Source organism: Mycobacterium intermedium (assembly GCF_002086275.1).
Lineage (GTDB): Bacteria > Actinomycetota > Actinomycetes > Mycobacteriales > Mycobacteriaceae > Mycobacterium > Mycobacterium intermedium.
Genome location: NZ_MVHT01000065.1, coordinates 1 through 25899 on the forward strand (window position 1 = coordinate 1; position 25899 = coordinate 25899).

The 25899-nt window shown below is 66.0% G+C and carries 12 protein-coding genes; 7 read left to right on the plus strand and 5 right to left on the minus strand.

The window, feature by feature from the left end; genetic code table 11:
• Window positions 1–107 precede the first annotated feature (107 nt).
• A complete protein-coding gene (locus BST27_RS20655; protein WP_069417415.1) occupies window positions 108–3116 on the minus strand; it encodes an MMPL/RND family transporter in 3009 nt (1002 codons plus the stop codon).
• Window positions 3117–3233: 117 nt separating this feature from the next.
• The gene (locus BST27_RS20660; RefSeq protein ID WP_069417416.1) at window positions 3234–4655 is read right to left on the minus strand and encodes a condensation domain-containing protein; all 1422 of its coding nucleotides are present in this window, start codon (window positions 4653–4655) and stop codon (window positions 3234–3236) included.
• Window positions 4656–4980: 325 nt separating this feature from the next.
• On the opposite strand from BST27_RS20660, the gene BST27_RS20665 reads away from it, so the two are divergent.
• Entirely contained in the window at window positions 4981–16002 is an 11022-nt protein-coding gene (locus BST27_RS20665; protein ID WP_069417417.1) for a type I polyketide synthase, read from the plus strand.
• Between the two features lie 12 nt (window positions 16003–16014).
• Here BST27_RS20665 and BST27_RS20670 read toward each other — a convergent pair whose 3' ends face one another.
• Window positions 16015–17121 carry an acyl-CoA dehydrogenase family protein gene (locus tag BST27_RS20670; RefSeq protein ID WP_069417418.1) on the minus strand — a complete coding sequence of 369 codons (1107 nt, stop codon included), beginning with the start codon at window positions 17119–17121 and terminating at the stop codon, window positions 16015–16017.
• Window positions 17122–17128: 7 nt separating this feature from the next.
• Window positions 17129–18286 carry an acyl-CoA dehydrogenase family protein gene (locus BST27_RS20675; RefSeq protein ID WP_069417419.1) on the minus strand — a complete coding sequence of 386 codons (1158 nt, stop codon included), beginning with the start codon at window positions 18284–18286 and terminating at the stop codon, window positions 17129–17131.
• Window positions 18287–18606: 320 nt separating this feature from the next.
• Here BST27_RS20675 and BST27_RS20680 point away from each other — a divergent pair, with 320 nt between their 5' ends.
• The 3 genes from BST27_RS20680 to holA all read left to right on the plus strand — a co-directional run bounded on the left by BST27_RS20680 (window position 18607) and on the right by holA (window position 22037).
• Window positions 18607–19500: a ComEA family DNA-binding protein gene (locus tag BST27_RS20680; protein ID WP_083148609.1), complete on the plus strand. Its 894-nt coding sequence runs from the start codon at window positions 18607–18609 to the stop codon at window positions 19498–19500.
• Window positions 19501–19577: 77 nt separating this feature from the next.
• Entirely contained in the window at window positions 19578–21059 is a 1482-nt protein-coding gene (locus BST27_RS20685) for a ComEC/Rec2 family competence protein (RefSeq protein WP_079220208.1), read from the plus strand.
• A 12-nt stretch (window positions 21060–21071) separates the two neighbouring features.
• On the plus strand, window positions 21072–22037 hold the full coding sequence (gene holA / locus BST27_RS20690) for a DNA polymerase III subunit delta (protein WP_069417420.1): 966 nt from the start codon (window positions 21072–21074) through the stop codon (window positions 22035–22037).
• A 4-nt stretch (window positions 22038–22041) separates the two neighbouring features.
• On the opposite strand, the gene rpsT is transcribed toward holA, so the two are convergent.
• Window positions 22042–22305 carry a 30S ribosomal protein S20 gene (gene rpsT, locus BST27_RS20695; protein ID WP_069417421.1) on the minus strand — a complete coding sequence of 88 codons (264 nt, stop codon included), beginning with the start codon at window positions 22303–22305 and terminating at the stop codon, window positions 22042–22044.
• Between the two features lie 121 nt (window positions 22306–22426).
• On the opposite strand from rpsT, the gene BST27_RS20700 reads away from it, so the two are divergent.
• From BST27_RS20700 to BST27_RS20710, 3 genes are read left to right on the plus strand one after another with little or no spacing between them, the layout of a single operon-like run.
• Window positions 22427–24082, plus strand: coding sequence for a circularly permuted type 2 ATP-grasp protein (locus BST27_RS20700; RefSeq protein ID WP_069417422.1), 1656 nt, complete (start codon window positions 22427–22429; stop codon window positions 24080–24082).
• On the plus strand, window positions 24082–25056 hold the full coding sequence (locus tag BST27_RS20705; RefSeq protein WP_069417423.1) for an alpha-E domain-containing protein: 975 nt from the start codon (window positions 24082–24084) through the stop codon (window positions 25054–25056). The genes BST27_RS20700 and BST27_RS20705 overlap by 1 nt, the downstream gene beginning before the upstream one ends.
• Complete coding sequence (locus tag BST27_RS20710; protein ID WP_069417424.1) at window positions 25056–25895, plus strand: transglutaminase family protein; 840 nt, start codon at window positions 25056–25058, stop codon at window positions 25893–25895. Before BST27_RS20705 ends, BST27_RS20710 begins: the two co-directional genes overlap by 1 nt.
• The last annotated feature ends 4 nt before the right edge of the window (window positions 25896–25899 follow it).

The following is a 25899-nucleotide window of genomic DNA, read 5'->3' on the forward strand; positions in this document are numbered from 1 at the left end:
GTCGTCCGGGGTTTCGTCGGCCGTCGCGATCCCGATGGCGGAAAATATTGTGGCACCGACGGTTACCAGCGCGCCGAATCCCGCGAGTAGTTGTTCGTGAAGTTGTTTCATACGGACTCCCGCCCCGCTTGTGGCTCCGCCTCTGGCTCCGCTCGGCGTGCTGTCGGTCGTGACGGCCACCAGTTGGCGCTGCCGACCAGCGTAGCGATGGCGGGCACCGTGATGGTGCGAACCAGGAAGGTATCCAGCAGGAGTCCCACCGAGATCACGAATCCGCCCTGGACGACCGTGTTGATGCTGGCGAACAGCAAGCCACCCACCGAGGCGGCGAAAATCAATCCCGCGGCGGTGATCACGCCCCCTGTCGAACCCAGGGTCCGAATGACGCCATAGCGAATGCTGCGGTGCGATTCGTCGCGCATTCGCGAGATGAGCAGCATGTTGTAATCGGCTCCCACCGCCACCAACACCACGAACGCCAAAGGCGGCACGGTCCAATGCAATGGCTGACCGAGCCCGAATTGGAACACGAGGACGCCGATTCCGACCGCTGACAGATACGACAACACGACCGAACCAACCAGGTACAGCGGTGCCACAACCGCTCGCAGCAGCGCCATCAGCGTCAGCAGCACCACGATGACGGTTATCGCGATGATGAAGCGGATGTCGTGCTGGTAATAGTCCCGGGTGTCACGCAGGGTAACGGGATATCCGGTCATGGATATCGTCGCGTCGGACAATTTGGTGTTCGGTTGGGCGCTGCGCGCGGCGGCCAATATCGAATTGACTTGATCCATCGCTTGCGCGCTGAACGGGTTGAGTTTGGTTTGGACCACATATCGGACCGTGTGGCCGTCCGGCGAGATGAACATCTTGGCGGCCTTCTTGAACTCGTCGAGATGCAAAATCTCTGGCGGAATATTGAAGCCGGCCATGGCGGGGTCCGACGCTTCGTTCCTCATCGCCAGCAAAAATGCCGCCGCTTCACTGAGCCCGGCGCCCAGTTCCTTGACCTGGGCGACGAGTTGCTCCACTCCGTCGGCCAGTTGCCGGCTTCCGCCGGCGAAGCGATCCGCACCCTGCTGGAGGTTGGTGAGGTTCTTCTCCACGCCCCCCGGCTGATCGAATCCCAACGAGTGCAGTGCCTTGGACAAGGCGTTGAGCGCCGTACGCAGTTGGTCGACCGTCGCGTTGAGGGTCTGCTTGTCCTGGAACGACTGCATCTGTTGGGCCAGCTCGTTGATCTGGTCGAGGCTGCCGTCGCCGCTTGCGTTGGCCAACTGCTCGAACCGTGCCCGGGTAGTGCTGCAGGAGGAATCGGCATCGCAGACCGGGTTGTTCTGCAAGGCGGCCAGCACCGGGCCGATCCAGGCGAACATGTCCTTCACGACTGCGAAGTTCAAGCCCATGTTGTGCCCGAGCGTGTTGATGCTGTTGACCAGCTTGGCCGCGGTGACGACCTCCCGGACCAACTTGTCGCCACCGTATTGCCCCTTCATCGCGGAGAAGGCGTCGATGAGACTTTGCATGCTGGACACCATCTGGTTGACCTGGCCGCGCACGTCGCCAAGGTTGTCGGCCAGCGTATTAGCGCCGCCGACGAGCCGGTTGAGATCGGCGTTGTGGTCGCTGATCAGGTCGGACGCGCCGCCCAACCGATCGCCGACAATTCCCGCCTGGTACGTCGCCCGGAACTCTTGCGGCACCGCTCCCGTCGGGCGGGTGATACCGCTGACGCGTTCGATGTTCGGCAGTTCGCTGACGCGGTGCGCCATCTGTTCCAAGGCGGCCAGGGCCTGAGGCGTCCGCAGGTCGTGCGGTGACTGGACGAGGATGTACTCGGGAATGGATTGGTTGACCGAGAAATGACGGTCCAGCGCGGCATAGCCCACCGAACTGGGCGCGGAAGGACGCACCGCCTTGCGGTCGTCATAGTTGTAGCGCACCAGGCTCGCGCAGCTGGCCAGAATGATCAGCACCAGCACACTGGCCACCAGATGGGTTTTCGGCCGGCGCACGATGCGTATGCCCGCACGCCGCCAGAAGCGGGCGGTCAGTTCGCGGCGCGGCGCGACCCAGCCGCGCGGTCCGGCCACCACCAAAATGGCCGGCAGCAATGTCAGCGCGGCCAGGAAGGCCACCCCGACTCCGATCGCAGCTGATACACCGACCGAGGAAAAAACGCCCATACGGGCGAAGCTGATGCCGAGGAAGGTAATTCCCACGGTGGCGGCGGAGGCGGCGATGACTTTGCCGATCGACAGCATCGCCCGCTGCACCGCGCGATCCAAATCCCCATCGATTCGCAAATAGTCGTGATAGCGGCTGATGAGAAATACCGCATAGTCGGTTCCGGCGCCCGCAATCATTGCGCTCAGGAAAATGATGGACTGGTTGGAAACGCCCAGACCGGTCAGTTGTGAGAATCCGGCTACCACCGCTTGCGCAATGAGTAAGGACACGCCGATCGCGATCAACGGCAACAGCATGGCGAACGGATTGCGGTAAACCACGAGCAACACCAGCAGCACCAGAACGCCTATCGCGAGCTCGATGGGGAGGCGATCCCGTTGCCCTGCGGCGGTGAGGTCGGCGACCGTGGCCGCGGGTCCGGTGAGATAGGCGGTCACCGGTGCTCCTGCGACCGTGCGCTTCACGATGTCGGTGACCCGGTTGAAGGCGGCATCCGATCGTGGCGTACCCAACTCGCCCGCCAGGCCCACCGGCACCACCCAGGACTGGTGGTCCTCGCTGGTCAGCACCGCGCGCAGCTCCGGGGTGCTGACGAAGTCCTGCAGCATCACGACATCCCGCGTGTCCTGACGCAACGCGGTCACGAGCTTCTTGTATGCGGCTTCGTCTTCTGGCCCAAGCCCGTGCTCGTTGGTCAAAACCACCAGCAGCAGGTTTGCCGAGCCGGATTCGTGAAACGCCTCGGCCATCTTCTTGGCGGCGACGCTGGACGGCGCATCACTGGGCAGGATGGCGAGCGGATGCTTTTGCGCCATCGAGTTGAGCGACGGCAATGAGAGCGGCAGTGCGACCGCGAGCGCGATCCACAGCCCGATGACCACCCAGGGCCGCCGTGCCACAAAGGCGGCTAGTCCTCGCATAGTGCCCGCCCCGCCCCCGTCTCACCGTTTTGCAGCCGTGTGCGCTGGGGACCCGCATACCCCGCCTGCACGGAAAGTGTACGTTCCAAAAACGCAGCGCTTGCCGGAATCGGCCTGCTATGCAACTCGTCCCCAATGCCCGGTGTCGGCGACACGACCGCATACGGATTTCATCGCCGCTATGTACCGTGCAACGGATTTTTGGGCTACCGGATTGTCGGGAAACATCACCGCCATTGCTGTGCCCTCCCCGTATCGAAATATATAGATGGTCAGCTGATAGGAGAATCTCCCATCGGAATAAATGCCGAAACTGTCGGCAGCGCCCAGTTCCGCGGCGGCGAGAACGGCGTTCAACGGCGCGGCGCCGGCGTGCAAGAAGTTCGACACCGGGAAATTGGGTCGGGGTCTGCTCAACCACGGTGCCAGTTCCAATACTCTATAGTATGGAACCTTTGCCATGTGCAAATTCGAATCGAAGGAGTCTTGTGCCGACCAAGCGGCCTCATGGAAGGAAGCTGCGGCTATTGGGACGGTAATCGGGACCAGGCCGGTGAACCATCCTTGTGTCATGAAATTTTCCGAAGTTCGGCGGGTATCTCTGGGGGTCAGCCCGTAATAAGTGGGAGCGCCGGTGAAGTCGTGCTCTACCAATGCCATGCAGGCGAATAAGCCGCCGATGAAGCGGGCTCCGGCCGTTTTGCACGCCGATTCGAATCTGGCCGTCTGGTCGGAATCCATCAACAATTCCGTGACCATGTCACTGGGCGTCAGTTCCATCGGGTTGCCGAGCGGGAGGGGGAACTCGGGAAGGCTCCCGTTGTTGCTCTCGGCAAAGTCAATCCAGGTACGCACCTCTGGCGAGTCCAGGGTCAAGGAGGAAGTGAATTCACGCTGCTGGACGCAGAAGTCGTCGTAGCTGCCAGTCTCCGGCAGCGTCAGGGGACCGTTCTCACCGGTTAACGACGTGTACATGGCGTGCGCCTCCAACATCGTGATGCCGATGAGCGTCGCGTCCCCGTGCACGTGGTCAATGCTCGCGTAAAACGTGAAGTGGTCTTCGCTCTGAATAATTCCGAAGCTGAAGCATTCCCATTGCAGCGGATCCGGAGTGGCAACCGCATGTTTGTATATTTCTTGCGCACTCATCACGCCATGGTCGACTGGCACGAATTCAATGTCGGCTGGATCGTCCATGGTGTGTCGGATGATTTCGCCGTCATCGGTGAACTCGAACCAGCTTCGGTATGTGTCGTGGCGGCGCAAATATTTGTTGAGGGCGTCATTCATGACGCTGATCTCGCAGTGTCCAGGTGCTTCACATGTCGCGATGAGGAGGCGCGAGTAGTCGAGCCCCGCGGTGGTCCGGTCGCGATATCCGCGTAGATGCTGGTCCTGCATGTAGCTGACCGGTACCGGGCTCACCGGTGCTCGACGGGCGGCTTCTCGCGCAGCATTTGTGGGGTGCCACGAGATCATCCTGCCTGGTCGCACAGTCCAATCATCAATCGAGCCAATAGTGATTTTTCCGATGCGCAATATTCCTCCAGTGGCCGGGCGATCCTGAGTTCGGCACCGCGAGGTAGTGTAAACACCATAACCGTTCGGCAATCATGGCCGTCGGCAGGCACAGAGACGGAGCTCGCGTGCGACGTCTTGCCGTCGGCCCGGGCCGGGCACACTGTTTGCCCGGTGTCGTCACGAACCGCTGCACATACTTGCAATAATCGCCCCCGAGGAGTGAACGCCGCTGCGCAACCGGGCTCGTGCGGCATCAAAGACCATCGTTTTGCGGGATCGCTACCCGTAGGCCAACAGCTTGGTCCACAGTAGCTATACCAGTGGGGGCAGAGAGGACGACCGTATGGCATCCGTCGTAGATCCGGTGGGGCCGACATCGGGTTTTGCGATCGTCGGCTACGCAGTCCGCATGCCGGGTGCTGCCGATGCCGAGCAGTTCTGGGATGTGCTGCGGGCAGGAAGAGATGCGATCTCGGAAGTGCCCTCGGATCGGTGGGATGTTGAGGCGTTCTTCGACCCGGATCCGGATGCGCCGGGAAAGATGGCCACGCGCCGAGCGGGGTTTCTCGACGATGTAGTGGGTTTCGACGCACCGTTCTTTGGTTTGTCGGCGCGCGAGGTCAATTTGATGGACCCGCAGCACCGGTTGTTGCTGGAGACGGCTTGGCAGGCGCTGGAGCATGCGGGGACCGCGCCGATGAGTTTGGCGAACTCCAACACGGGTGTGTTCGTGGGGTTGTCCACCCATGACTACTTGGGTATGGCTTCGGATGAGCTGACTTATCCCGAGATCGAGGCCTATATGGCGATCGGGACCGCCGCGGCTGCGGCGGCGGGGCGGATCAGTTATCGGCTGGGGTTGCAGGGTCCGGCGGTGACGGTCGACACGGCGTGCAGTTCGTCGTTGGTGGCCATCCATCAGGCGTGTCAGGCGTTGCGGTTGGGTGAGTGTGATCTGGCGTTGGCTGGGGGCGCGAACGCGTTGATCAGCCCGGCGACGATGATCACGTTCTCGCATGCGCACATGTTGGCCCCGGATGGTCGGTGCAAGACCTTTGACGCCGCCGCGGACGGTTATGTGCGCGGTGAGGGTTGTGGGGTCCTGGTGGTCAAGCGGCTTGAGGACGCCCTGCGTGATGGGGATCGGATTCGGGCGGTGATCCGGGGGAGTGCGGTCAATCAGGACGGCGCCTCGGGTGGTTTGACGGTGCCCAACGGGGTGGCCCAGCAGCGGGTGATCGCCGAGGCGCTGGCGCGTGCGGGCGTCGAGCCCGGCGAGGTCGGCTACCTGGAAGCGCACGGCACCGGGACATCGTTGGGCGATCCGATCGAGGTGCAGGCCGCCGGCGCGGTGTTGGGCGCCGGGCGCGAGGCCGGTGATCCGTTGTTGATCGGGTCGGTGAAGACCAACATCGGGCATTTGGAGGCCGCGGCCGGGGTTGCCGGTGTGGTCAAGGTCATCTTGGCGTTGGAGCACGAGGAGTTGCCCAAGCATCTGAACTTTCGGACTCCCTCGCCGCATATCCCCTGGGATCGACTGCCGGTGCGGGTGGTCAAGGAGGCCACCGCTTGGGCCCGAAATGGCCGGCCGCGCATTGCAGGGATCAGCTCGTTCGGGTTCTCCGGGACCAACGCGCACATCATCGTCGAGGAAGCGCCCGCGCCGGTGGAGCCGGCGGTGGCCCCGGCTCCGGTGCCGGTCGAGCGCGGCGGTCGGTTCAGCGTGCTGCCGTTGTCGGCGCGCAGCCCGGTGGCGCTGGTGGCGCTCGCCGATAGGTACCGCAACTGGTTGAGCGCGCATCCGGACGCGGCGTTGTCGGATGTGTGCTTCACCGCCGGGGTGGGGCGATCGCATTTCGAGCATCGGGCCGCGTTGGTGGTGAATTCGACGGAGGGCGCCGGTGAGCTGCTGGCTGCGTTGGCCGATGATCGCCCGGCGCCGGGTTTGGTGCGGGGCGAGTGTGCCGACACCCCGAAGACGGCGTGGTTGTTCCCGGGTCAGGGCAGCCAGTTCGCCGGGATGGCGCGGGAGTTGTTCGACACCGAGCCGGTGTTCGCCGACACGATGCGCCGGTGTGCGGACGTGGTCGCCGAGGTGCTGGAAAAGCCGTTGCTGGACGTCATCTTCGACCCCAACGGTGAGGACACGCTGCGTCAGACCGCGTACGCACAGCCCGCTCTGTTCGCCGTGGAGATGGGTCTGGCGCGGTTGTGGCAGTCGTGGGGTTTCGAGCCGGACGTGGTGTTGGGCCACAGCGTGGGCCAGTATTCGGCGGCTTGTGTGGCGGGTGTGTTCAGTCTTGAGGACGGGGCGTTGTTGCTCGCGCAGCGCGGCCGGTTGTTCGGCGCCCTGCCCGCCGGTGGGCGGATGGTCGCGGTGTTCGCCGCCGCCGAGCGTGTCGAGGGTTTCATCGACGAGTATCCGAGCTTGTCGGTGGCCGCTTACAACGGCGCCAACACGGTGTTGTCGGGTCCGGGACAGGATCTGGACCCGGTGGTGGCAACGCTGGTGGCCGACGGTGTGCGCTGTGACTGGCTCGATACCAGCCATGCCTTCCACTCGGCGTTGCTGGACCCTGCCCTTGACGAATTCGAGGCGTACGCAAGCCAATTCGACTACAAGCCGCCGCAGCGGATCTTGGTGTGCAACAGGACCGGTTCAGCCCTGGGCCGCAGCGTGACACTGGATGCCGCCTATTGGCGCCGGCATGCCCGCCAGCCGATCGAATTCGCCAAGAGCGTGGCCACATTGGCCGAGCTGGGCTGCGCGGCTTTGCTGGAGGTGGGCCCGCAACCGATCTTGTCCGCCGCGGCCCTGCGGGCATGGCCTGACCCCGCGACCGCGCCACGTGCGATCGCCTCGATGCGGAAAAACGTTGCCGATCGCCGGCAGATCACCGAGGCCGTCGCGAACGCCTACGTCGCCGGGCACCTGCCCGACTTCGCCGCGCTGCGCCACGGTCCGGTGCGCAAGCTCGACCTGCCCACCTATCCGTTCCAGCATCGCCACTACTGGTTCCGCGACAAGCGCACCCCGCCAAAGAACACTGGTGCGGCGAGTACCGAAACCATCCGGCTGATCGAGGATGGGCGCGTCGCTGAGCTCGCTGCGCTGCTTGACGGCGGCAGCGGCGATCAGCAGACCACCGAGGTGTTGACCAAGCTTGTCGCTCAACACAACCAGCAACGGGGTGCCCGGTCGGTCACTGATGCCCGTTACGAAATCCGTTGGGAAAAGGCGGCCGGCGCGGGGACGCAGGCCACCGACGAAGCTAGCTGGCTGTTGATCGGTGATGACACCGACGCCGTCGCGCCGTTGAAGGAGGCGTTGACCGCGCACGGCCACCAGTACCAGATCATCGCGCCCGCTGTCTCCGCCGCGGACGAGGATCGGCTGGAAGCGGTGTTGCGGGCCGCGGCCGCGGCCGAGCCGACGCCGCGAATCTTGTACCTGACAGCGCTGGATGATCCTGCACCGTCGATGCGGTCGTTGTTGCGTATGCAGCACCGCGTGATCGGAGGAGTCAAACACCTCTTCCGCGCGGCGGTCGCCGCACAGGCCCACCTGCCGGTGTGGTTGACAACCCGTGGTGGGCAACGGGTTACCGCTGTCGACACGGTATCTCCGGTGCAGTCGTGCCTGTGGGGGTTCGGTCGCGCCGCTGCGTTGGAGCACCCACAACTGTGGGGTGGGCTGGTCGATCTGTCCGAAGGGGACGCCGACGAGTGGTCCCGGTTGATCGAACACTTGGTGGCGACATCGCCCGGCTCGGTGGTGAAGGAAGACCAAATCGCCCTGCGGGATCACGCGGTCTACGTTCCTCGGCTGACCCGCCGCGCGGCACAGCCGAACCCGACGCCGCTGAAGTTGCGCGACGACGCAACGTATCTGGTGACCGGTGGCCTGGGTGCGGTCGGATTGGAGATCGCCGGATATCTGGCCGTGCATGGAGCCCGGCATGTCGTGTTGACCAGTCGTCGCTCGCCGAGTGAGGCCATCCAGCGGCGCCTGGATGCGTTGAGTGGTGACAGTGGTTGCGAATTCCGGGTCGTCACGGCCGATGTCGCCAATCCGCATGATGTTGCGCGCCTGTTGGCGACCGTCGATTCGGAGCTGCCGCCGCTGGTGGGGGTGGTGCACGCCGCGGGCGAGATGGGCACCACCCCGCTGCACGACTTGGATGACGCCGAGCTGGAGCGCGTCTTCAATGGAAAGGTCTGGGGTGCTTGGCATTTGAGCGAAGCCACCGCTGATCTGAAGTTGGATTTCTTTCTGTCGACCTCGTCGATTGCCTCGGTGTGGGGCAGCTTCGGCCAGACCGCGTATGCCGCGGCCAACGCCTTCCTGGACGGGTTGGCGTGGCGGCTGCGCGAGCAGGGCGTAGCCGGGATCAGCGTCAACTTCGGTCCCTGGCTGGCGGGCATGGCCGATGAAAACGCCCGAGCCGCACTGGATAAGCGCGGGGTCCGCACGTTGCCACCCGCGGATGCGTTGGCGGGAATGGCCGATGTCATCGCAGCATCCGCGGCCAATGGTGCCGCCAATGGTGTTGTGGCGCGAATCGATTGGGCGCGTTTCCTGCCCATTTACCAGCAGACGGGCCGGCGGGCGTTCTTGGCGGAGCTGGAGCGCGAGGTCCCCGAGTTGGTGTCGACAGCGACGTCGTCGGGACCCACTCGGTTGGTCGAGCAGTTGACCGCGGCCCCGGTGCAGCGGCGCAAGAAGATGATCGTCGAGCACCTACGCGAAGTGGTGGCGGAGGTGACCAAGATCGATGCCGCCGAGATCCGGGAAGAGGCCGGATTCTTCGATCTCGGGATGGACTCGTTGATGGCGGTGGAACTGCGCCGTCGGGTCGAGCACGCGGTGGGCAAGGCGCTTCCGGCCACTTTGGCGATGGACCATCCGCGTCTGGTCGACGTGGCCGACTACTTGCTGGACGAGGTGCTGGGCCTGAGTGCACCCGCCCCCGCCGCCGCGGCGCGGGCGGCGAGTTCGGGGTCGCCGGCGGACGAGCCGATCGCCATCATCTCCGTGGCGTGCCGTTTCCCGGGCTCGCCTGATCCGGACGGGTACTGGGACTTGCTTTCTGGTGCTGTCGATGCGATCCGGGAGATCCCGGATGACCGCTTCGACATCGACGAGTTCTACGACCCGGATCCAGAGACGCCGGGCAAGATTTACAGCCGCAACGGCGGATACCTCGAGGGGATCGACGGATTCGATCCGGAGTTCTTCGGCATCTCGCCCCGCGAGGCGGTGTGGATGGACCCCCAGCAGCGGTTGATGCTGGAAATCGTTTGGGAGGGCCTGGAACGGGCCGGCTATTCGCCTGCGGCGTTGCGCGGCAGCCAGAGCGGCATTTTCGTCGGCGTGGCGGCTAATGAATATTCGCATCTGCTGTCGGCGGATTCGGTTGACAGCATCGAGGCACACTTCATCACCGGCAACGCGCTGAACGCGATTGCGGGTCGGGTCGCCTTTGCGCTGGGGCTGGAAGGACCGGCGGTGGCGGTGGACACCGCGTGCAGTTCCTCGCTGGTGGCCGTGCATCAGGCCTGCCAGGCGTTGCATTCCGGTGACTGCGATCTCGCCCTGGCCGGTGGGGTCAACGTGTTGTTGAGCCCGGCCTCCATCGTCGCCGCCTCGCGGGCCCGGATGCTGTCCCCGGACGGCCGCTGCAAGACCTTCGACGCGGCCGCCGATGGCTATGTGCGTAGCGAGGGATGCGGGATTCTGGTCCTCAAGCGTCTCAGCGATGCGGTACGCGATGGGGATCAGATTCGTGCGGTCATTCGGGGAACGGCGGTCAACCAGGATGGCGCTTCGAGTGGCTTGACGGTGCCCAACGGCGGTGCGCAGCAACGGCTGATCTCGGCAGCACTGGACCGGGCCGGCCTCAGCGGCGCGGATGTCGACTATCTCGAGGCTCATGGCACCGGCACCGCGCTGGGGGACCCGATCGAGGTGCAGGCCGCCGCCGCGGTTTACGGCGCTGGCCGGGATCCCAATCGGCCGTTGCTGCTCGGCTCGGTCAAGACCAATATCGGCCACCTGGAATCGGCCGCGGGTGTGGCGGGTCTGATCAAGGTCGTGTTGTCCCTGCAGCACGAGGTGCTGCCGCAGAACCTGCACTTCCAGACCCCGTCGCCGCATATTCCGTGGGACTCGCTGCCGGTACGGGTGGTGGACCAACCGATTCCCTGGCATGCCGATGGCCGGCCGCGCCGTGCTGGGGTGAGTTCGTTCGGTTTCACCGGGACCAACGCCCACGTGCTGATCGAAGAGGCGCCCACGCCGGTGGGCAGCGCTGATGCTGCCGACGACGCTGTCCCGACCCCGCAGTCCGAGGCCGCGGGCGAATCGTTCCATGTGCTGCCGTTGTCGGCGCGTTCACCGCAGGCACTGATCGGTTTGGCGCAGCGGTATGGGGACTGGCTGGACGCGCACCCCCAGGTGGATATCACCGACGTGTGCTTCACCGCCGGGGTGGGGCGTTCGCATTTCGAACACCGGGCCGCGTTGGTGGTGGATTCGGTGCGAAGCGCCCGCGACGAGTTGGGCGAGTTGGCGCAGAACCGGGTGCGCCCGGGTCTGTTGCGTGGTGAGTGCGGTGATCCGCCGACGACGGCGTGGTTGTTCACCGGCCAGGGCAGCCAGTATCTGGGGATGGCGCGCGAACTGTTCGACGCCGAGCCGGTTTTCGCCGAAACCGTGCGGCGGTGCGCTGAGGCGGTCGACGGCATCCTGCCCCGTCCGCTGCTCGACGTGCTCTTGGCCACCGATCGGGAGAGCGCCGACACGTTGCGGCACACCTCGTTTGCCCAGCCGGCGCTGTTCGCCGTGGAGATGGGGCTGTCCCGGTTGTGGCAGTCGTGGGGCATTGAGCCCGATGTGGTGCTGGGTCACAGTGTGGGTCAGTACGCGGCGGCGTGTGTGGCCGAGGTGTTCAGCCTGGAAGACGGTGCCCGGCTGATCGCCGAACGGGGTCGGTTGTTCGGCAGTCTGCCCGAAGGTGGCCGGATGGTGGCGGTGTTCGCCGACACCGGGCAGGTGGAGAGTGTCGCGGGGGAGTTCCCGCGGGTTTCGGTGGGGGCCTACAACGGCCCGAACACGGTGCTTTCGGGCCCGGGTGAGGATCTGGAGCAGATCGTGGCCCGCTTCACCGAGGAAGGGATTCGTTGTACCTGGCTGGACACCAGCCATGCGTTCCATTCGGAGTTGCTCGAGCCGGTACTCGGTGAGTTCGAGTCTTACGCAGCGCAATTGCACTTCGCCGCCCCGACGCTGCCGCTGGTGTGCAACCGCACCGGCGCGGTGCTCACCGGGGAGACCCCGCTGGATGCGCAGTATTGGCGACGGCATTCGCGTCAGCCGGTGCAGTTCGCCGAAAGTGTGCGCACGGTCGCGGGATTGGGCGCCACGGTGTTGATGGAGATCGGCCCGCAGCCGGTGTTGACGGCGGCGGCGGTGCAGGTGTGGCCGGAATCATCGGCCCCGCCCAAGGCGATCGTTTCCCTGCGTAAGGGCACCGATGCCCGCCGCCAGATCGCTGAAGCACTTGCCGCGGTATACGTGTCCGGGCACCGGCCGAAGTTCGCCGCGCTGCACCCGACTCCGGGACGGCGGCTGGAATTGCCGACCTATCCCTTCCAGCGCCGCCAGTTCTGGCCCAAGACCTCCGGTGTGGTGGGTGTCGAAGCCGGAAGTGTTGCGGTGTCGGGGATTTTGGGCAGCGCCAAAGACCTTGCCTCCGGTGATGCGGTCTACACCAGTCGGCTTTCGGTCAAGACCCAGCCGTGGCTGGCCCATCACGTCATCTACGGCACCGTCGTGGTTCCCGGCGCGACATATGCCGCGATGGCTCTTGCCGCCGTCGGAGCGCCCGCACGGGTGCAGGACGTGTTCTTCTACGAGCCGATCATCCTGGGCGAGAAGACGTCCCGCGAGGTGCAGCTCACGGTGCATCCGCTCGACGATGGCGGTGGGGCGAGTTTCAAGGTGCACAGCCGCCCCTACGGCGTGCGCGATGCCGAATGGTCGCTGAACGCCGATGGCACCGTGCTCACCGGTGTCGACGAAACACCCTCGCAGGCAGGCGATTCGGTGGAGGCCGTCGCCGAGCGGTTGAACCGCACCCGCCCGCAGCAGCTGTTCGAGACGTTCTCCGACATGGAGTTGTCCTGGGGCCCCACCTGGTCGGGCTGCCTGAAATCGCTGTGGGTCGGTGAGGGTGAGGCCCTCGGCGACGTCGTCGTCGGTGACGAACTGAACCAGCATCTGGGCAGCGAGCCGATCCATCCGGTGTTGCTGGACCTGTGCACCGGCGTGGCTTTCCCGGCCTTCCCCGCCCTGCTGGCCGCCGAGCACGGGGTGTCAGATCTGTTCTTGCCGCTGCGGTATGGGCGGGTGACGCTGCGCGGCAAGATTCCGAGTCGCTTCTACTGCCACGCCCGCTGGCACACCAGCGCACTGGACGCCGAAACCCAGGTCTTCGATCTCGATTTCATCGACCGCGACGGCAAACACCTGGGCGGGATCAGCGAGTTCACCGTCAAACGCGCCCCGCGCGAGGCGTTGTTGCGCGGTCTGGGCGGGGATACCACCCGACTGCTCTACACGCTGGGCTGGCACGAGATCCCGCCACCGGCATCTGACGATGCCGCGCAGGACGTGCGTGGCACGTGGTTGATCGCCGGATACGACGAGCTGGCCGCCGAACTGCCCAATTCCATTGGGGTCGAGGTCAGTGCGACAGCGCAGCAGTGGCGTGAGCTGTTCGATCAAGCCCAGCAGGACGCCAGGCCGATCTCCGGGGTGCTGTGGCGCGCCCGGGCGGGTGCGGCGGAGTCCAGCACCGAATTCGCCGCGCGGCTAGATGCTGAGCTCGACAATCTGCTGCGCGCTGTGCAGACGCTGCTGGGCGAAGAGACGCTGAAACTGCCTGGCGGACTGTGGATCATCACCGAACGTGCGGTGGCGACCGAGTCCGGTGAGCAGGTCGACCCGGTCCAGGCCGCGCTGTGGGGCCTGGGGCGCACCATCATCGCCGAACAACCCACCCTGCGGTGCCGACTGGTCGACCACGACGGAGCCGACGATGGCGTGGCGTCGCTGGTCCGGCTGCTCGCGGCACCCACCGAGGAACCCGAACTGGCGCTGCGGCAAGGGAAATTCCTGGTGTCACGGCTGCTGCCGTGGTCGCGCAGCGGGCTGTTGGCCCTCCCGCGCGCTGATGACTACATCCTGGCCCCCACCCAACGCGGCGCCATCGACAACCTGCGGCTGACCGAATTGGTCCTGCCCCCGCCCCCGGCGGGTGAAGTCCAGGTCCGGGTCGAGGCCGCCGGCCTGAACTTCCGCGATGTGCTCAACGTCCTGGGCCTCTACCCGGGTGACCCAGGCCCGATCGGCGGCGACTTGTGCGGTGTCGTCGCCGCACTGGGGGAGGGCGTCACCGACTACGAAATCGGCCAACGCGTCTTCGGGTTCATGCCCGGTGCCTTCGCCAGCCGGGTGAATGTGCCCGCACAATTGCTGGCCCCGGTTCCCAAAGGCATGGGGCCGGTGGCCGCGGCCAGCGTCCCCGCTGCGGCGCTGACGGCGCGGTTGGCATTCGACTGGGCCAAGGTGGCACCCGGTGACCGGGTGCTGGTGCATGCCGCCAGCGGTGGTGTGGGCCTGGCTGCGGTCGAGATGGCCCGGCAACGCGGGGCCGAAGTCTTCGCCACCGCGAGCCACTACAAGCGCGACACCCTGCGCAGGATGGGCGTCAAGTACGTCTATGACTCACGCAGTACCGATTTCGCCGATCAGATCCTGGCCGACACCGACGGTGCCGGCGTGGACGTGGTGCTCAACAGCCTGACCAACGAGGGCTTCGTCGCCGCGACCGTGCGCGCGACCGCCCAGGGTGGGCGTTTCGCCGAGATCGCCAAGCGTGACATCTGGACACCTGAGCAGATGGCCGAGATCCGTCCCGACATCGACTACGAGATCGTGGCGTTGGACGGAACCATCGTCGCCGACCCCGAACGCATCCGGCGACTGCTGGCCGAGGTGTCCGACGGGTTGGCCAACGGCGAAATCTCGCCGGTGCCTTCGGAGATCTACCCGCTGACCGAAGCCAAGACGGCGTTCCGGCGCATGCAGCAGGCCCGCCACATCGGCAAGATTGTGGTGCAGATGCCCACCCCGCTGGCCCCGCGCGGCGACCGCAGCTATCTGGTCACCGGCGGGCTGGGCGCCCTCGGCTTGCACACCGCCGCCTATCTGGCCCAACACGGGGCCGGTGACATCGTGTTGACCAGCCGGCGGGCGCCCGACGCCGAGGCGCAACGGGCCATCGCGGCCATCACCGAGCGATTCCACTGCCGCATCCACACCTTCACCGCCGACGTGGGTGATGAAGCCGAGGTTGCCGAGCTGCTCGAGCGCATCCGCGCGGAGTTGCCGCCGCTGGCGGGGGTGGCCCATCTGGCCGGGGTGCTCGACGACGGGTTGTTGCCGCAGCTGACCCCGGAGCGGTTCCGCACCACGTTGGCGCCCAAAGCGTTCGGGGCCTGCCATCTGCACCGGTTGACCGAGGACGACGACCTGGAGTTCTTCATCGTCTTCTCCTCGATCTCGGCCGTTCTGGGTTCACCCGGGCAGGCGAACTACGCCACCGCCAACGCAATGTTGGACGGGCTGGTCGCTTGGCGTAGGGCCCAAGGCCTGCCCGCGACCGGGGTCAACTACGGTCCCTGGGCCAAGGGCGGCATGGCCACCTCGCACGCCGCGCAAGCCAATCTTGGTGCCCAAGGCCTGATTTCGCTGGATCCCGGCGCCGCGCTCAACGCACTGGGCGAGGTCATCGGCCACGGAACGGGGCAAGCGACGGTTCTGAAAGCGAACTGGCAGCGTACCGCCAAGGTGCTGGGCGCCTCGCGCCCACCGATTCTTGACCACGTGCTGCCCAGCGCTGCCACGACCACACCCGGCGACAGCGAGCTGCTGCGCCAACTCCACGAAATTCCCGAAGCCCAACGCGCCGACTTCATCACCGAATTCCTGCAACGCGAGGTGCAGCAATTCCTGCGGCTGGCCCAACCCCCCGCCGCAACCAGCAGGTTCCTCGATCTCGGCACCGACTCGCTGATGGCCGTCGAACTCCGCAACCGGCTCTACAACCAATTCGGCGGCGCATTCACCATCAGCGCCACCGCGGTATTCGACTACCCGACCATCAGGTCGTTGGCGGAATACCTCGCCGAGCAGTTGCCTGAGGTGGATGCGGCGTCAGGTGCAGCGCCGGCAGCGGTCCCTGCGTCGGACGCGGAATCCGACGACGCGCCCGCTGCCGACGCACCCGATACGGCCTAGTGCCGCAACGGATCAGATCCGCACGAGGTCGTAGCTACCGACATTGTCGGCGAGCAGCCGCAGGTGGTCCTGGGTGGAACCCAAGGTGTGCTCGATCGCGGTCAGTCGCGCCGCGTAGTGGCTGATCGGGTACTCCGCGGTCACGCCGATCCCACCGTGCAGCTGGATCGCTTCCTGGGCGATGTGCCGACCCGACCGGCCTGTCTGTAGCTTGGCCCGCGATGCGACCACTGGGTCGAGGTTGCCGTCGGCGATCGACATGGCCGCGTAGAGGTTCATGCTGCGCGCCAGCTCCAGCGAGACGTACATGTCGGCGGCCCGCTGGGTAAGGGCTTGAAACTTGTTGAGCGTGACCCCAAACTGCTTGCGCGTCTTGAGGTAATCCGTGGTCAGGCGCAACGCCTCCTCCATCGCGCCCAGCGCTTCGGAGCACAGGGCGGATTGAATGCGCACGATGGCATTGCGGATGGCCGGTGACGCATCGACCACGTCTCCCAGCGGCTCGGCCGGTGTCTCGTTGAATTCGATCTGGGCGCCGCGTTGGCCGTCGAAGGTCCGGTAGGCGGTTCGGGTGGCGTTCGTGGCGTCGACCAGAAACAGGCCGGTGCCGCCGTCCGGCAACGCGGCGCTGACCACCAGCGTGTCGGCGCTGTCACCGGCGAGCACCGGGTTCTTGCGGCCACTTAACGCCCACGAATTACCTTGCTGAACAGCCTCGGTGGCGGTTACCGCGGTCGGCTGACGATGTCCCGGCTCGAGGTGCGCGAAGGCCAGCAGTCGTTCGCCGGCCGCGACCTCGTCGAGCAACGCGCGTTGTGCGTCCGAGCCGTGTTCGGCGATCAATGCACCCGGCCCAAGCGCGGCGTGCACGATGGGTTCAGGCGCCAACCGACGACCGACTTCGGTGGACACCAGCATGATTTCGATCTGGCCTGCCTCGTCGGGGTCGAAGCCGAGACCGAGAATCCCGATGTCCGCCAATTGACTCCAGACGTCGCGGCTCCAGCCGAGTTCGGTGTCGATCACCTTGTTGCGGGTCTCCGCGTCGTAGGTGCGGGACAGTACTTCGCGGGTGGTGTCGCGCAGCAGGGTCTGCTCTTCGCTCAATTGAAAGTCCATGACAGCCTCACAATCCCAGAATCGTCGACGCGATGATGTTGCGCTGCACTTCGTTGCTGCCGCCGTAGATCGAGGTCTTGCGGTAGTTCAGGTAGTGCGGGGCGCTGGTTTGTGCCCAGTCCGGCGAGGCGATGTCGCCGGCATCGAACGGCAGCGCGTCCGCCCCGGCCACCTCCACGAGCAACTCGGTGGCGACCTGCTGCAGTTGACTGCCGCGAAGTTTGAGCACGGATGACGCCGGGTTGGGTTTGCCGCCCGAAGAGCTGGAAACCACCCGCGCCTGGGTGAGTTCCAAAGCCAGCACCTCGTTTTCGGCCTCGGCCAGTCGCGCGGCGAACAGCGGATCGTCGATCAGCCCGTTCTCGGTCGCGTGCCGCTTCACTTCGGCGAGCCGAACCTTGGTCCGCCCTACCTGCGCGATGCCGGTGCGTTCGTTGCCCAGTAGAAACTTTGCGTACGTCCAGCCCTGATTCTCTTGGCCGACAAGCTGATCGGCGGGCACCCGAACTTCGGAAAAGAACACCTCGTTGACTTCGCGGCCGCCGTCGATCGTCTTGATAGGCCGCAGGGTGATGCCCGGGGTGTTCATGTCGATCAACAGGAACGAGATGCCGGCCTGCTTCTTGGGCGCTTGCGGGTCGGTGCGTACCAGGCAGAAGATCCAGTCGGCGTACTGGCCCAGCGTCGTCCACGTCTTCTGTCCGTTGACGACATAGCTGTCACCGTCGCGGACGGCGGTGGTGCGCAGCGAGGCGAGGTCGGAGCCGGCCTCGGGTTCGGAAAAGCCCTGGCACCACCAGATGTCGAGGCTGGCCGTCGGCGGCAGGAAGCGTTGCTTGATCTCCTGTGAGCCGAATTCGGCAATGACCGGTCCCACCATCTTGGTGTTGAAGTTCAGCGGCTCGGGAACACTCGCCAGCTGCATCTCGTCGGCCCAGATTTGGAACTGGGTAGGTGTCCAGTCCTTGCCGCCCCATTCCGTCGGCCAATTGGGGACCGCCAGCCCGTGCTCGTGCAGGATCTTGTGGTTCTCGACGATCTGCTCGCGGGTCAGGGAATCGCCCTCACGGACCAGGTCGCGGATTTCGGCGGGGATCTTGGTCGTGTAGAAAGTGCGAAGTTCGTCGCGGAACGCGGCTTCTTCGGGCGTGAGCGCTAGCTTCATCGGCAGCCTCCTCCTTCGGGGTGACTGCCGGTGGGGCGCCCCTCGTTCGGCGCTAATCCGCATGCCATGGACCCGGCAGTCTTCACTTGCACGTTATGCGCCCATGACCAGCGGTCGTTAACCGGGTCGTGCACGAAAGCCGCTATCGCCGGTGTTGGCGCCACTTCCCGGGCCTCATCCCGGGTTCTTGCGACCACTTTGACCGTCGGAGAGCCAACCCTGTGCTGGGGTGGATGCACAGTCCGGGGTTGATCCACAGGCAGGGATCTCGACGCCGTCGGCGGGCCATGAGTGGCGGTCGGCCAACCTACGGTCGGCTCATGCGAACAGAACTGCCCGCCGAACGATTGCACCGACGCCTCGGTGCGGACCAGCGCCCCGATTCTGCCGCCGACTCGCAACCGGATAAGCCCGAACCCGATGGATCCGCCGACGATTCGCAGGACGACCCGAACTCGCTGCTGCCTCGCTGGCTACCCGACGCCGCTGGTGGTCAAGGCTGGCTGGAGCGGCTGCGGGCCGATCCCGGCCGCGCCGGCGCCATCGCGCTGGCGGTGATTGCTGCCCTCGCCGTACTGATAACCGTATTCACTTTGGTGCGCGACCAGCCCGCACCGGTGATGGCGGCCAAATTGCCTCCGGTGGAGCACGTTTCGTCCGTCAGCACCCGTACTTCGGCCGATCCGGGGACGGGTCCGGGGCCCAGTCCCGGCGCCATCCCGGATCGGCCGGTGGTGGTCAGTGTGGTCGGTCTGGTCCGCAAGCCCGGTCTGGTCACCCTCGCGCCGGGCGCCCGCATCGCGGACGCGCTGCAGGCGGCGGGTGGCGTGGTCGACGGTGCTGACACCATCGGGCTGAACCTGGCGCGCCAACTCGGCGACGGCGAGCAGATCGTCGTCGGGCTCGCTCCGGTTCCGGGTCAGCCGCCCACGCTCGGCAGCTCCGTGACCGCGGGCACCGCCGCGCCGGCGTCGACTGCCGCCGGCCCGAAGCCGGGCACCAAGGCGAGCCCCAAACCGGGTGAGCCCTTGGACCTCAACACCGCGACCGTGGAGCAGTTGGATGCCCTGCCCGGCGTGGGGCCGGTGACCGCCGCGGCGATCGTGGCCTGGCGACAGGCCAACGGCAGGTTCACCAGCGTCGACCAACTCGCCGACGTCGATGGCATCGGCAGCGCTCGACTGGACAAGCTGCGCCCCCTGGTCCGTGTCTGAGACCGGTGGGCAATCGCCCGGGAGCCGCCGCCGAACGGCTGGACGTGCGGCTGGTCCCTGCCGCGTTGACCAGCTGGATGGTGACGGCCGCCGGCACCGTGTGGTCCGTCGGCTACGCCTTGGCCGCGTGCGGCGCCGCGCTGCTAGCCGTGTCAATCACATTGCGGTGTATTGCATTCCGATCGGCACGAGTCGCAAGCCCGCGCGCGATCTGGACCGGCGTGTTGGCCGTTGGTGTGGTGGGAGCGGGCTACGGGCTTGCCATTGCGTTGCGGGCCGACGCGCTCGATCACCACCCGATCACCGCGGCGTTCGGGACGACCGCGGTGGTGACCGTTACACCAAGCGAAAGCGCACTCGGGTTGGGGCGCAACCGGTTGATGTTCCGGGCGACGTTGCAGCGGTTGCGCGACGACCAGGTCAATGGCTGCGTGGTGGTTTTCGCCCGCGCCGCCGAGTTTGCCGACGTGATGGTGGGTCAGCCGGCACGTTTCACCGCGCGCATCACCCGGCCGACTCGCCGTGACCTGACGGTGGCAGTGCTTACCGCTGTTGGCCGCCCGACGCTGGGCAGCGCCAGTGCGATGCAGCGCTCCGCCCACGCCGTGCGGGAACGGTTCGCCGGCGTCGTGCGCGAGGTGTTGCCCGCCGACCAGGGCGCGATGCTGCCCGCACTGGTACTCGGTGACACCACGATGGTCACCGCGCAGACCAACCGCGAATTCCGTACAGCGGGGATGTCGCACCTGACGGCCGTGTCGGGGGCAAACGTGACCATTGTGTGCGCGTCAGTGCTGTTCTCGGCGCGGTTGTTCGGGCCGCGTGTGGCTGTGCTGCTTGCCGCGGTGGCGTTGGCGGCGTTCGTTGTCGTGGTACAGCCGACCGCAAGCGTGTTGCGGGCGGCCGTCATGGGCGCCATCGCCCTGGCGGGCATTTTGTCCTCCCGTCGGCGCCAAGCGATCCCCGCGCTGTCGGCGACGGTGTTGGTGTTGATGGCGGCCGCCCCGCACCTGGCCGTCGACATGGGCTTCGCGCTGTCCGTGGTGGCGACGGCCGCGTTGGTGGTGATCGCGCCGGTGTGGTCGGGACGCCTCACCGGCCGCGGCTGGCCCAAGCCACTGGCCGACGCGGTCGCGGTTGCGGGGGTCGCGCAGGTGGTGACCGCGCCGCTGATCGCGGGCATGTCGGGTCGGGTCAGCCTGGTCGGTGCCGTCGCCAACCTGGCGGCGACGGCAGTGATCGCGCCGATCACCATCCTGGGCAGCGCGGCCGCCGTGCTGGCCATCCCGTGGCCGGCCGCGGCGCAGCTGCTGATCCGCTTCACCGGGCCCGAAGTGTGGTGGGTGCTTCACACGGCCCATTGGGCCGCGTGTGTGCCGGCGGCGACCGTGCCGGTTCCCAAAGGTCTGCCCGGCGTCGTCGTGGTCGGCGGCCTCACCCTCGTCGTGGCTGCGTGCTGGCGATGGCGGTGGGTTCGTGCGGGGCTGGGGTTGGTGGCGGTCCTCGCCCTCGCGTGCGTGCTGGCGTGGTCGCTGGCCGGGTTGGTCAGTCCGGCATGACACCATCGTGGCGTGAGCGAAGATTCGCCGTTACACCTCATCCTTGGCGACGAAGAACTGTTGGTCGAGCGGGCAGTCGCGGACGTGTTGCGATCTGCGCGGCAGCGAGCCGGCACCGTCGACGTGCCCGTCAACCGGATGCGGGCCGGGGACGTCAGCACCTATGAACTGGCCGAATTGTTGAGCCCGTCGCTCTTTGCCGAGGAGCGGATCGTCGTGCTGGAGGCCGCCGGCGAGGCGGGCAAGGACGCGGCCGAATTGATCGCCGCCACGGCCGCTGACATCCCGTCGGGCACGGTGCTGGTGGTGGTGCATTCGGGTGGCGGACGAGCCAAAGCGCTGGCCGGCAAGCTGCAGTCGCTCGGCGCCCAAGTGCACCCCTGCGCCCGAATCACCAAGGCGAGCGAGCGCGTCGCGTTCGTTCGCAACGAATTTCGCGCGATGCGGGTCAAGGTCGACGAAGAGACCGTCACTGCCCTGATTGATGCCGTCGGCTCCGACATCCGCGAACTCGCTTCTGCCTGTTCGCAACTGGCCGCGGACACCGGCGGTGCCGTCGACGCCGCCGCCGTGCGTCGCTATCACAGCGGCAAGGCGGAGGTGAAGGGCTTTGACATCGCCGACAAAGCGGTCGCCGGCGATGTGGAAGGGGCGGCGGAAGCGCTGCGCTGGGCGATGCTGCGCGGTGAGCCGCTGGTGGTGCTGGCCGACGCGCTGGCCGAAGCGGTGCACACCATCGGAGTGGTGGGGCCGCTGTCCGGTGACCCGTACCGCTTGGCCGGAAAACTAGGGATGCAGCCGTGGCGGATACAGAAAGCGCAGAAGCAGGCTCGACGCTGGTCGCGTGATTCGGTGGCGGTCGCCATGCGGGTGGTGGCCGAGCTGAACGCCAACGTCAAAGGAGCGGTCGCGGACGCCGACTACGCCCTGGAGTCCGCCGTCCGGAAGGTGGCCGAACTCGCGGCCGACCGTAGCTGAGCGGTCAGCCCAGCTTGTTGAAGGACTTTGCCAGCGCCGACTTCTTGTTGGCGGCCTGGTTCTTGTGAATCACGCCCTTGCTGGCGGCCTTGTCGAGTTTGCGGTTGGTCGACACCAACAGCTCGGCGGCCTTCTCCTTCTCGCCGGCGTGGGCAGCTTCCCGAAATGCGCGAATAGCGGTACGTAGCGAGGACTTCACCGACTTGTTGCGCAGTCGCGCGCGCTCGTTCGTGCGGTTGCGCTTCTGCTGCGACTTGATGTTGGCCACGCGATAATTCCCTCTTGGATCGATTCGTACGGCTGTTAGCGACTGCCCAGGTTATCAGTCGGTTACGTTTTCGCCCAAAACAGGAACTCTCGCCCTGCCGGAAACCTTGAATTGAGGCAGCATGACACAGGTGAGCCTTCCGAAGACGACCGTAGACACCATCCAGCGGCCGCGCCGTCGTACCGAGCGCATCTTCGACGGTTACAACACGGCGGACGAGGTCTATTCGCGGGCCTTCGACGAGATGTTCGACGCCAACGGCAACGTCCGCGGGCCGTACAAGGGCATCTACGCCGAACTGGCGCCCTCGGACGCCTCGGACCTCAAGGCCCGCGCCGACGCACTGGGCCGCGCATTCATCGACCAGGGCATCACCTTTTCGCTGTCGGGTCAGGAACGGCCCTTCCCGCTGGACCTGGTGCCGAGGGTCATTTCGGCGGCCGAATGGTCGCGGCTGGAGCGTGGCATCACCCAGCGTGTCAAGGCACTCGAGATGTACCTCGACGACATCTACGGGGATCAGGAGATCCTTCGCGACGGGGTCATTCCGCGCCGGCTCATTACTTCCTGTGAGCATTTTCACCGTCAGGCGGTCGGCATCGTCCCGCCCAACGGGGTGCGCATTCACGTTGCCGGCATCGACCTGATTCGCGACGAAAAGGGCGACTTCCGCGTTCTCGAGGACAACCTGCGCTCGCCATCGGGCGTGTCCTACGTCATGGAGAACCGCCGGACCATGGCGAGGGTTTTTCCCAACTTGTTCGCCACCCACCGGGTCCGCACGGTCGACGACTACGCGTCGCACCTGCTGCGAGCGCTGCGTAACTCGGCGGCCACCAACGAGGCCGACCCGACGGTGGTGGTCCTGACGCCGGGCGTGTACAACTCGGCGTACTTCGAGCACTCCCTGCTGGCCAGGCAGATGGGTGTGGAGCTGGTCGAAGGCCGCGACCTGTTCTGTCGCGACAACCAGGTCTACATGCGCACCACCGAGGGGGAGCGGCAGGTCGACGTCATCTATCGGCGCATCGACGACGACTTCCTCGACCCCCTGCAGTTCCGCGCCGACTCGGTGCTGGGCGTGGCCGGGCTGGTCAACGCCGCGCGCGCCGGCAACGTCGTCATTTCCAGCGCGATCGGCAATGGGGTCGGCGACGACAAACTCGTCTACACCTATGTGCCGACCATCATCGAGTACTACCTGCGGGAGAAGCCGCTACTGGCCAACGTGGACACCTATCGCTGCTGGCTGGACGACGAGCGCGAAGAGGTGCTGGACCGGATAAAGGAGCTGGTGATCAAGCCGGTTGAGGGATCGGGCGGCTACGGCATCGTCTTCGGGCCGGAGGCCTCGGACAAGGAGCTCGCCATTATCGGCAGGAAGATTCGCGAGGACCCCCGCAGCTGGATCGCCCAGCCGATGATGGAGCTGTCGACCGTGCCGACGCGGGTGGGCGACTCCCTGGCACCGCGCTATGTCGACCTACGCCCGTTCGCGGTCAACGACGGCAATGACGTGTGGGTGCTGCCGGGAGGGCTGACCCGGACGGCGCTGGTCGAAGGGTCCAGGGTGGTCAACTCCAGCCAGGGTGGGGGCTCCAAAGACACCTGGGTGCTGGCGCCGCGGACGTCGGTGGTCGAACGCGAACTGGGCAGGGCCAAGGTGGTGCGTTCGTTACCGCAGCCCGTGGCCGAGCAGAAGTCGGACGGTCTGCTGCCCGTGGCACAGCAGGACGAGCAACCTCAGCAGCAACAGCAACAGCAGGAGATCCGCTGATGCTGGCCCGCAACGCCGAAGCGCTGTACTGGATCGGCCGCTACGTCGAACGCGCCGACGACACCGCACGCATTCTGGACGTCGCCGTGCACCACCTGCTGGAGGACTCCAGCGTCGATCCCGACCAGGCGTCCCGGTTACTGCTCAGGGTGCTGGGCATCGAACCCCCGGACCACGAGTTGGATGTCTGGTCGCTGACCGACCTGGTGGCCTTCAGCACCAACAGCGAGGGTGGCTGTTCGATCGTGGAAGCGATCACGGCGGCGCGTGAAAACGCAAGGTCGGCAAGGGAAGTCACGTCCAGTGAAACCTGGGAGTGCATCAACACCACCTACCACGCCCTCCCAGAACGCGAGCGTGCGGCCAAACGCCTTGGGCCGCATGAGTTCCTGTCCTTCATCGAAGGCCGCGCCGCGATGTTCGCCGGCTTGGCGGACAGCACGCTCTCCCGCGACGACGGATACCGATTCATGATGCTGGGCCGCGCCATCGAACGGGTCGACATGACGGTGCGGCTGCTGCTGTCGCGGGTGGGGGACAGCGCATCATCGCCGGCGTGGGTGACGCTGCTGCGCTCGGCGGGCGCGCACGACACGTACCTGCGCACCTATCGAGGGGCGTTGGATGCAGAACGCGTGGTCGAGTTCATGATGCTCGACCGGCTCTTCCCGCGTTCGGTCTACTATTCGCTGAAGCTGGCCGAACGCAATCTGGACGAGCTCATGCACAAACCCCAGAGCCGGGTCGGGGCCACCACCGAGGCGCAGCGGTTACTGGGTCAGGCGCGCAGCCAGCTGGAGTTCGTGGGGCCCGGCGTCCTTCTCGAGTCGTTGGAAGACCGGCTGGGCGGGTTACAACAAACCTGTCGTGATGTTGGAGATGCGTTGGCGCTGCAGTATTTTCATGTGGCGCCCTGGGTGGCTTGGTTGGATGCCGGCGCCCGACAGTTGGTCACGGAACAGGGAGAAGCCTGATGTGGCGAATGCGGGTGGTGCACACCACCGGGTACGAATACCAGGCACCGGCGACCGCGTCGTACAACGAGGCGCGCCTGACCCCGCGCTCCAACACCCGGCAAAACGTCATCCTCAACCGCATCGAAACCATTCCCGCCACCCGTTCCTACCGGTACATCGACTACTGGGGCACCGCGGTGACGGCCTTCGACCTGCACGCACCGCACACCGAACTGACCGTGACGTCTTCGTCGGTCGTCGAGACCGACCGTCCGGAGCCGCCGGTGGCCAAGGCCACCTGGGACGAGCTGCAGTCGGAGGCCGTGATCGACCGGTTCGACGAGGTGCTGCGCCCCACCGACTACACCCCGACGAGCAAACGCGTTGCCGCCGTTGGCAAACGGATCATGAAAAACCACGACCCGGCGGATGCGGTGGTGGCGGCGGCCCGTTGGGCGCGCAGCGAACTGGACTACCTTCCGGGTACTACGGGCGTGCATTCATCGGGTCTGGACGCCTTGGAAAAAGGCAAGGGCGTGTGTCAGGATTTCGCCCACCTGACGTTGATTCTGTTGCGCAGCATGGGAATTCCTGGACGCTACGTATCCGGGTACCTGCATCCCAAACGTGATGCAGCGATCGGAAAGGCCGTCGACGGACGCAGCCACGCCTGGATTCAGGCATGGACCGGCGGCTGGTGGAACTACGATCCGACCAACGACACCGAGATCAGCGAGCAGTACGTCAGTGTCGGCATCGGGCGGGACTACGCCGACGTGGCACCGCTGAAGGGTATCTATTCCGGGCGCGGCGCAACCGACCTCGAGGTGGTCGTGGAGATTACCCGGTTGGCCTAGCCGG

Bases quoted from the DNA above. Each gene is read 5' to 3' on its own strand.
- BST27_RS20655 (WP_069417415.1), bottom strand. From the start codon at position 3,116: ATGCGAGGACTAGCCGCCTTTGTGGCACGGCGGCCCTGGGTGGTCATC.
- BST27_RS20665 (WP_069417417.1), top strand. From the start codon at position 4,981: ATGGCATCCGTCGTAGATCCGGTGGGGCCGACATCGGGTTTTGCGATC.
- BST27_RS20670 (WP_069417418.1), bottom strand. From the start codon at position 17,121: ATGGACTTTCAATTGAGCGAAGAGCAGACCCTGCTGCGCGACACCACC.
- BST27_RS20675 (WP_069417419.1), bottom strand. From the start codon at position 18,286: ATGAAGCTAGCGCTCACGCCCGAAGAAGCCGCGTTCCGCGACGAACTT.
- BST27_RS20680 (WP_083148609.1), top strand. From the start codon at position 18,607: ATGCGAACAGAACTGCCCGCCGAACGATTGCACCGACGCCTCGGTGCG.
- BST27_RS20685 (WP_079220208.1), top strand. From the start codon at position 19,578: ATGGTGACGGCCGCCGGCACCGTGTGGTCCGTCGGCTACGCCTTGGCC.
- BST27_RS20700 (WP_069417422.1), top strand. From the start codon at position 22,427: ATGACACAGGTGAGCCTTCCGAAGACGACCGTAGACACCATCCAGCGG.
- BST27_RS20705 (WP_069417423.1), top strand. From the start codon at position 24,082: ATGCTGGCCCGCAACGCCGAAGCGCTGTACTGGATCGGCCGCTACGTC.
- BST27_RS20710 (WP_069417424.1), top strand. From the start codon at position 25,056: ATGTGGCGAATGCGGGTGGTGCACACCACCGGGTACGAATACCAGGCA.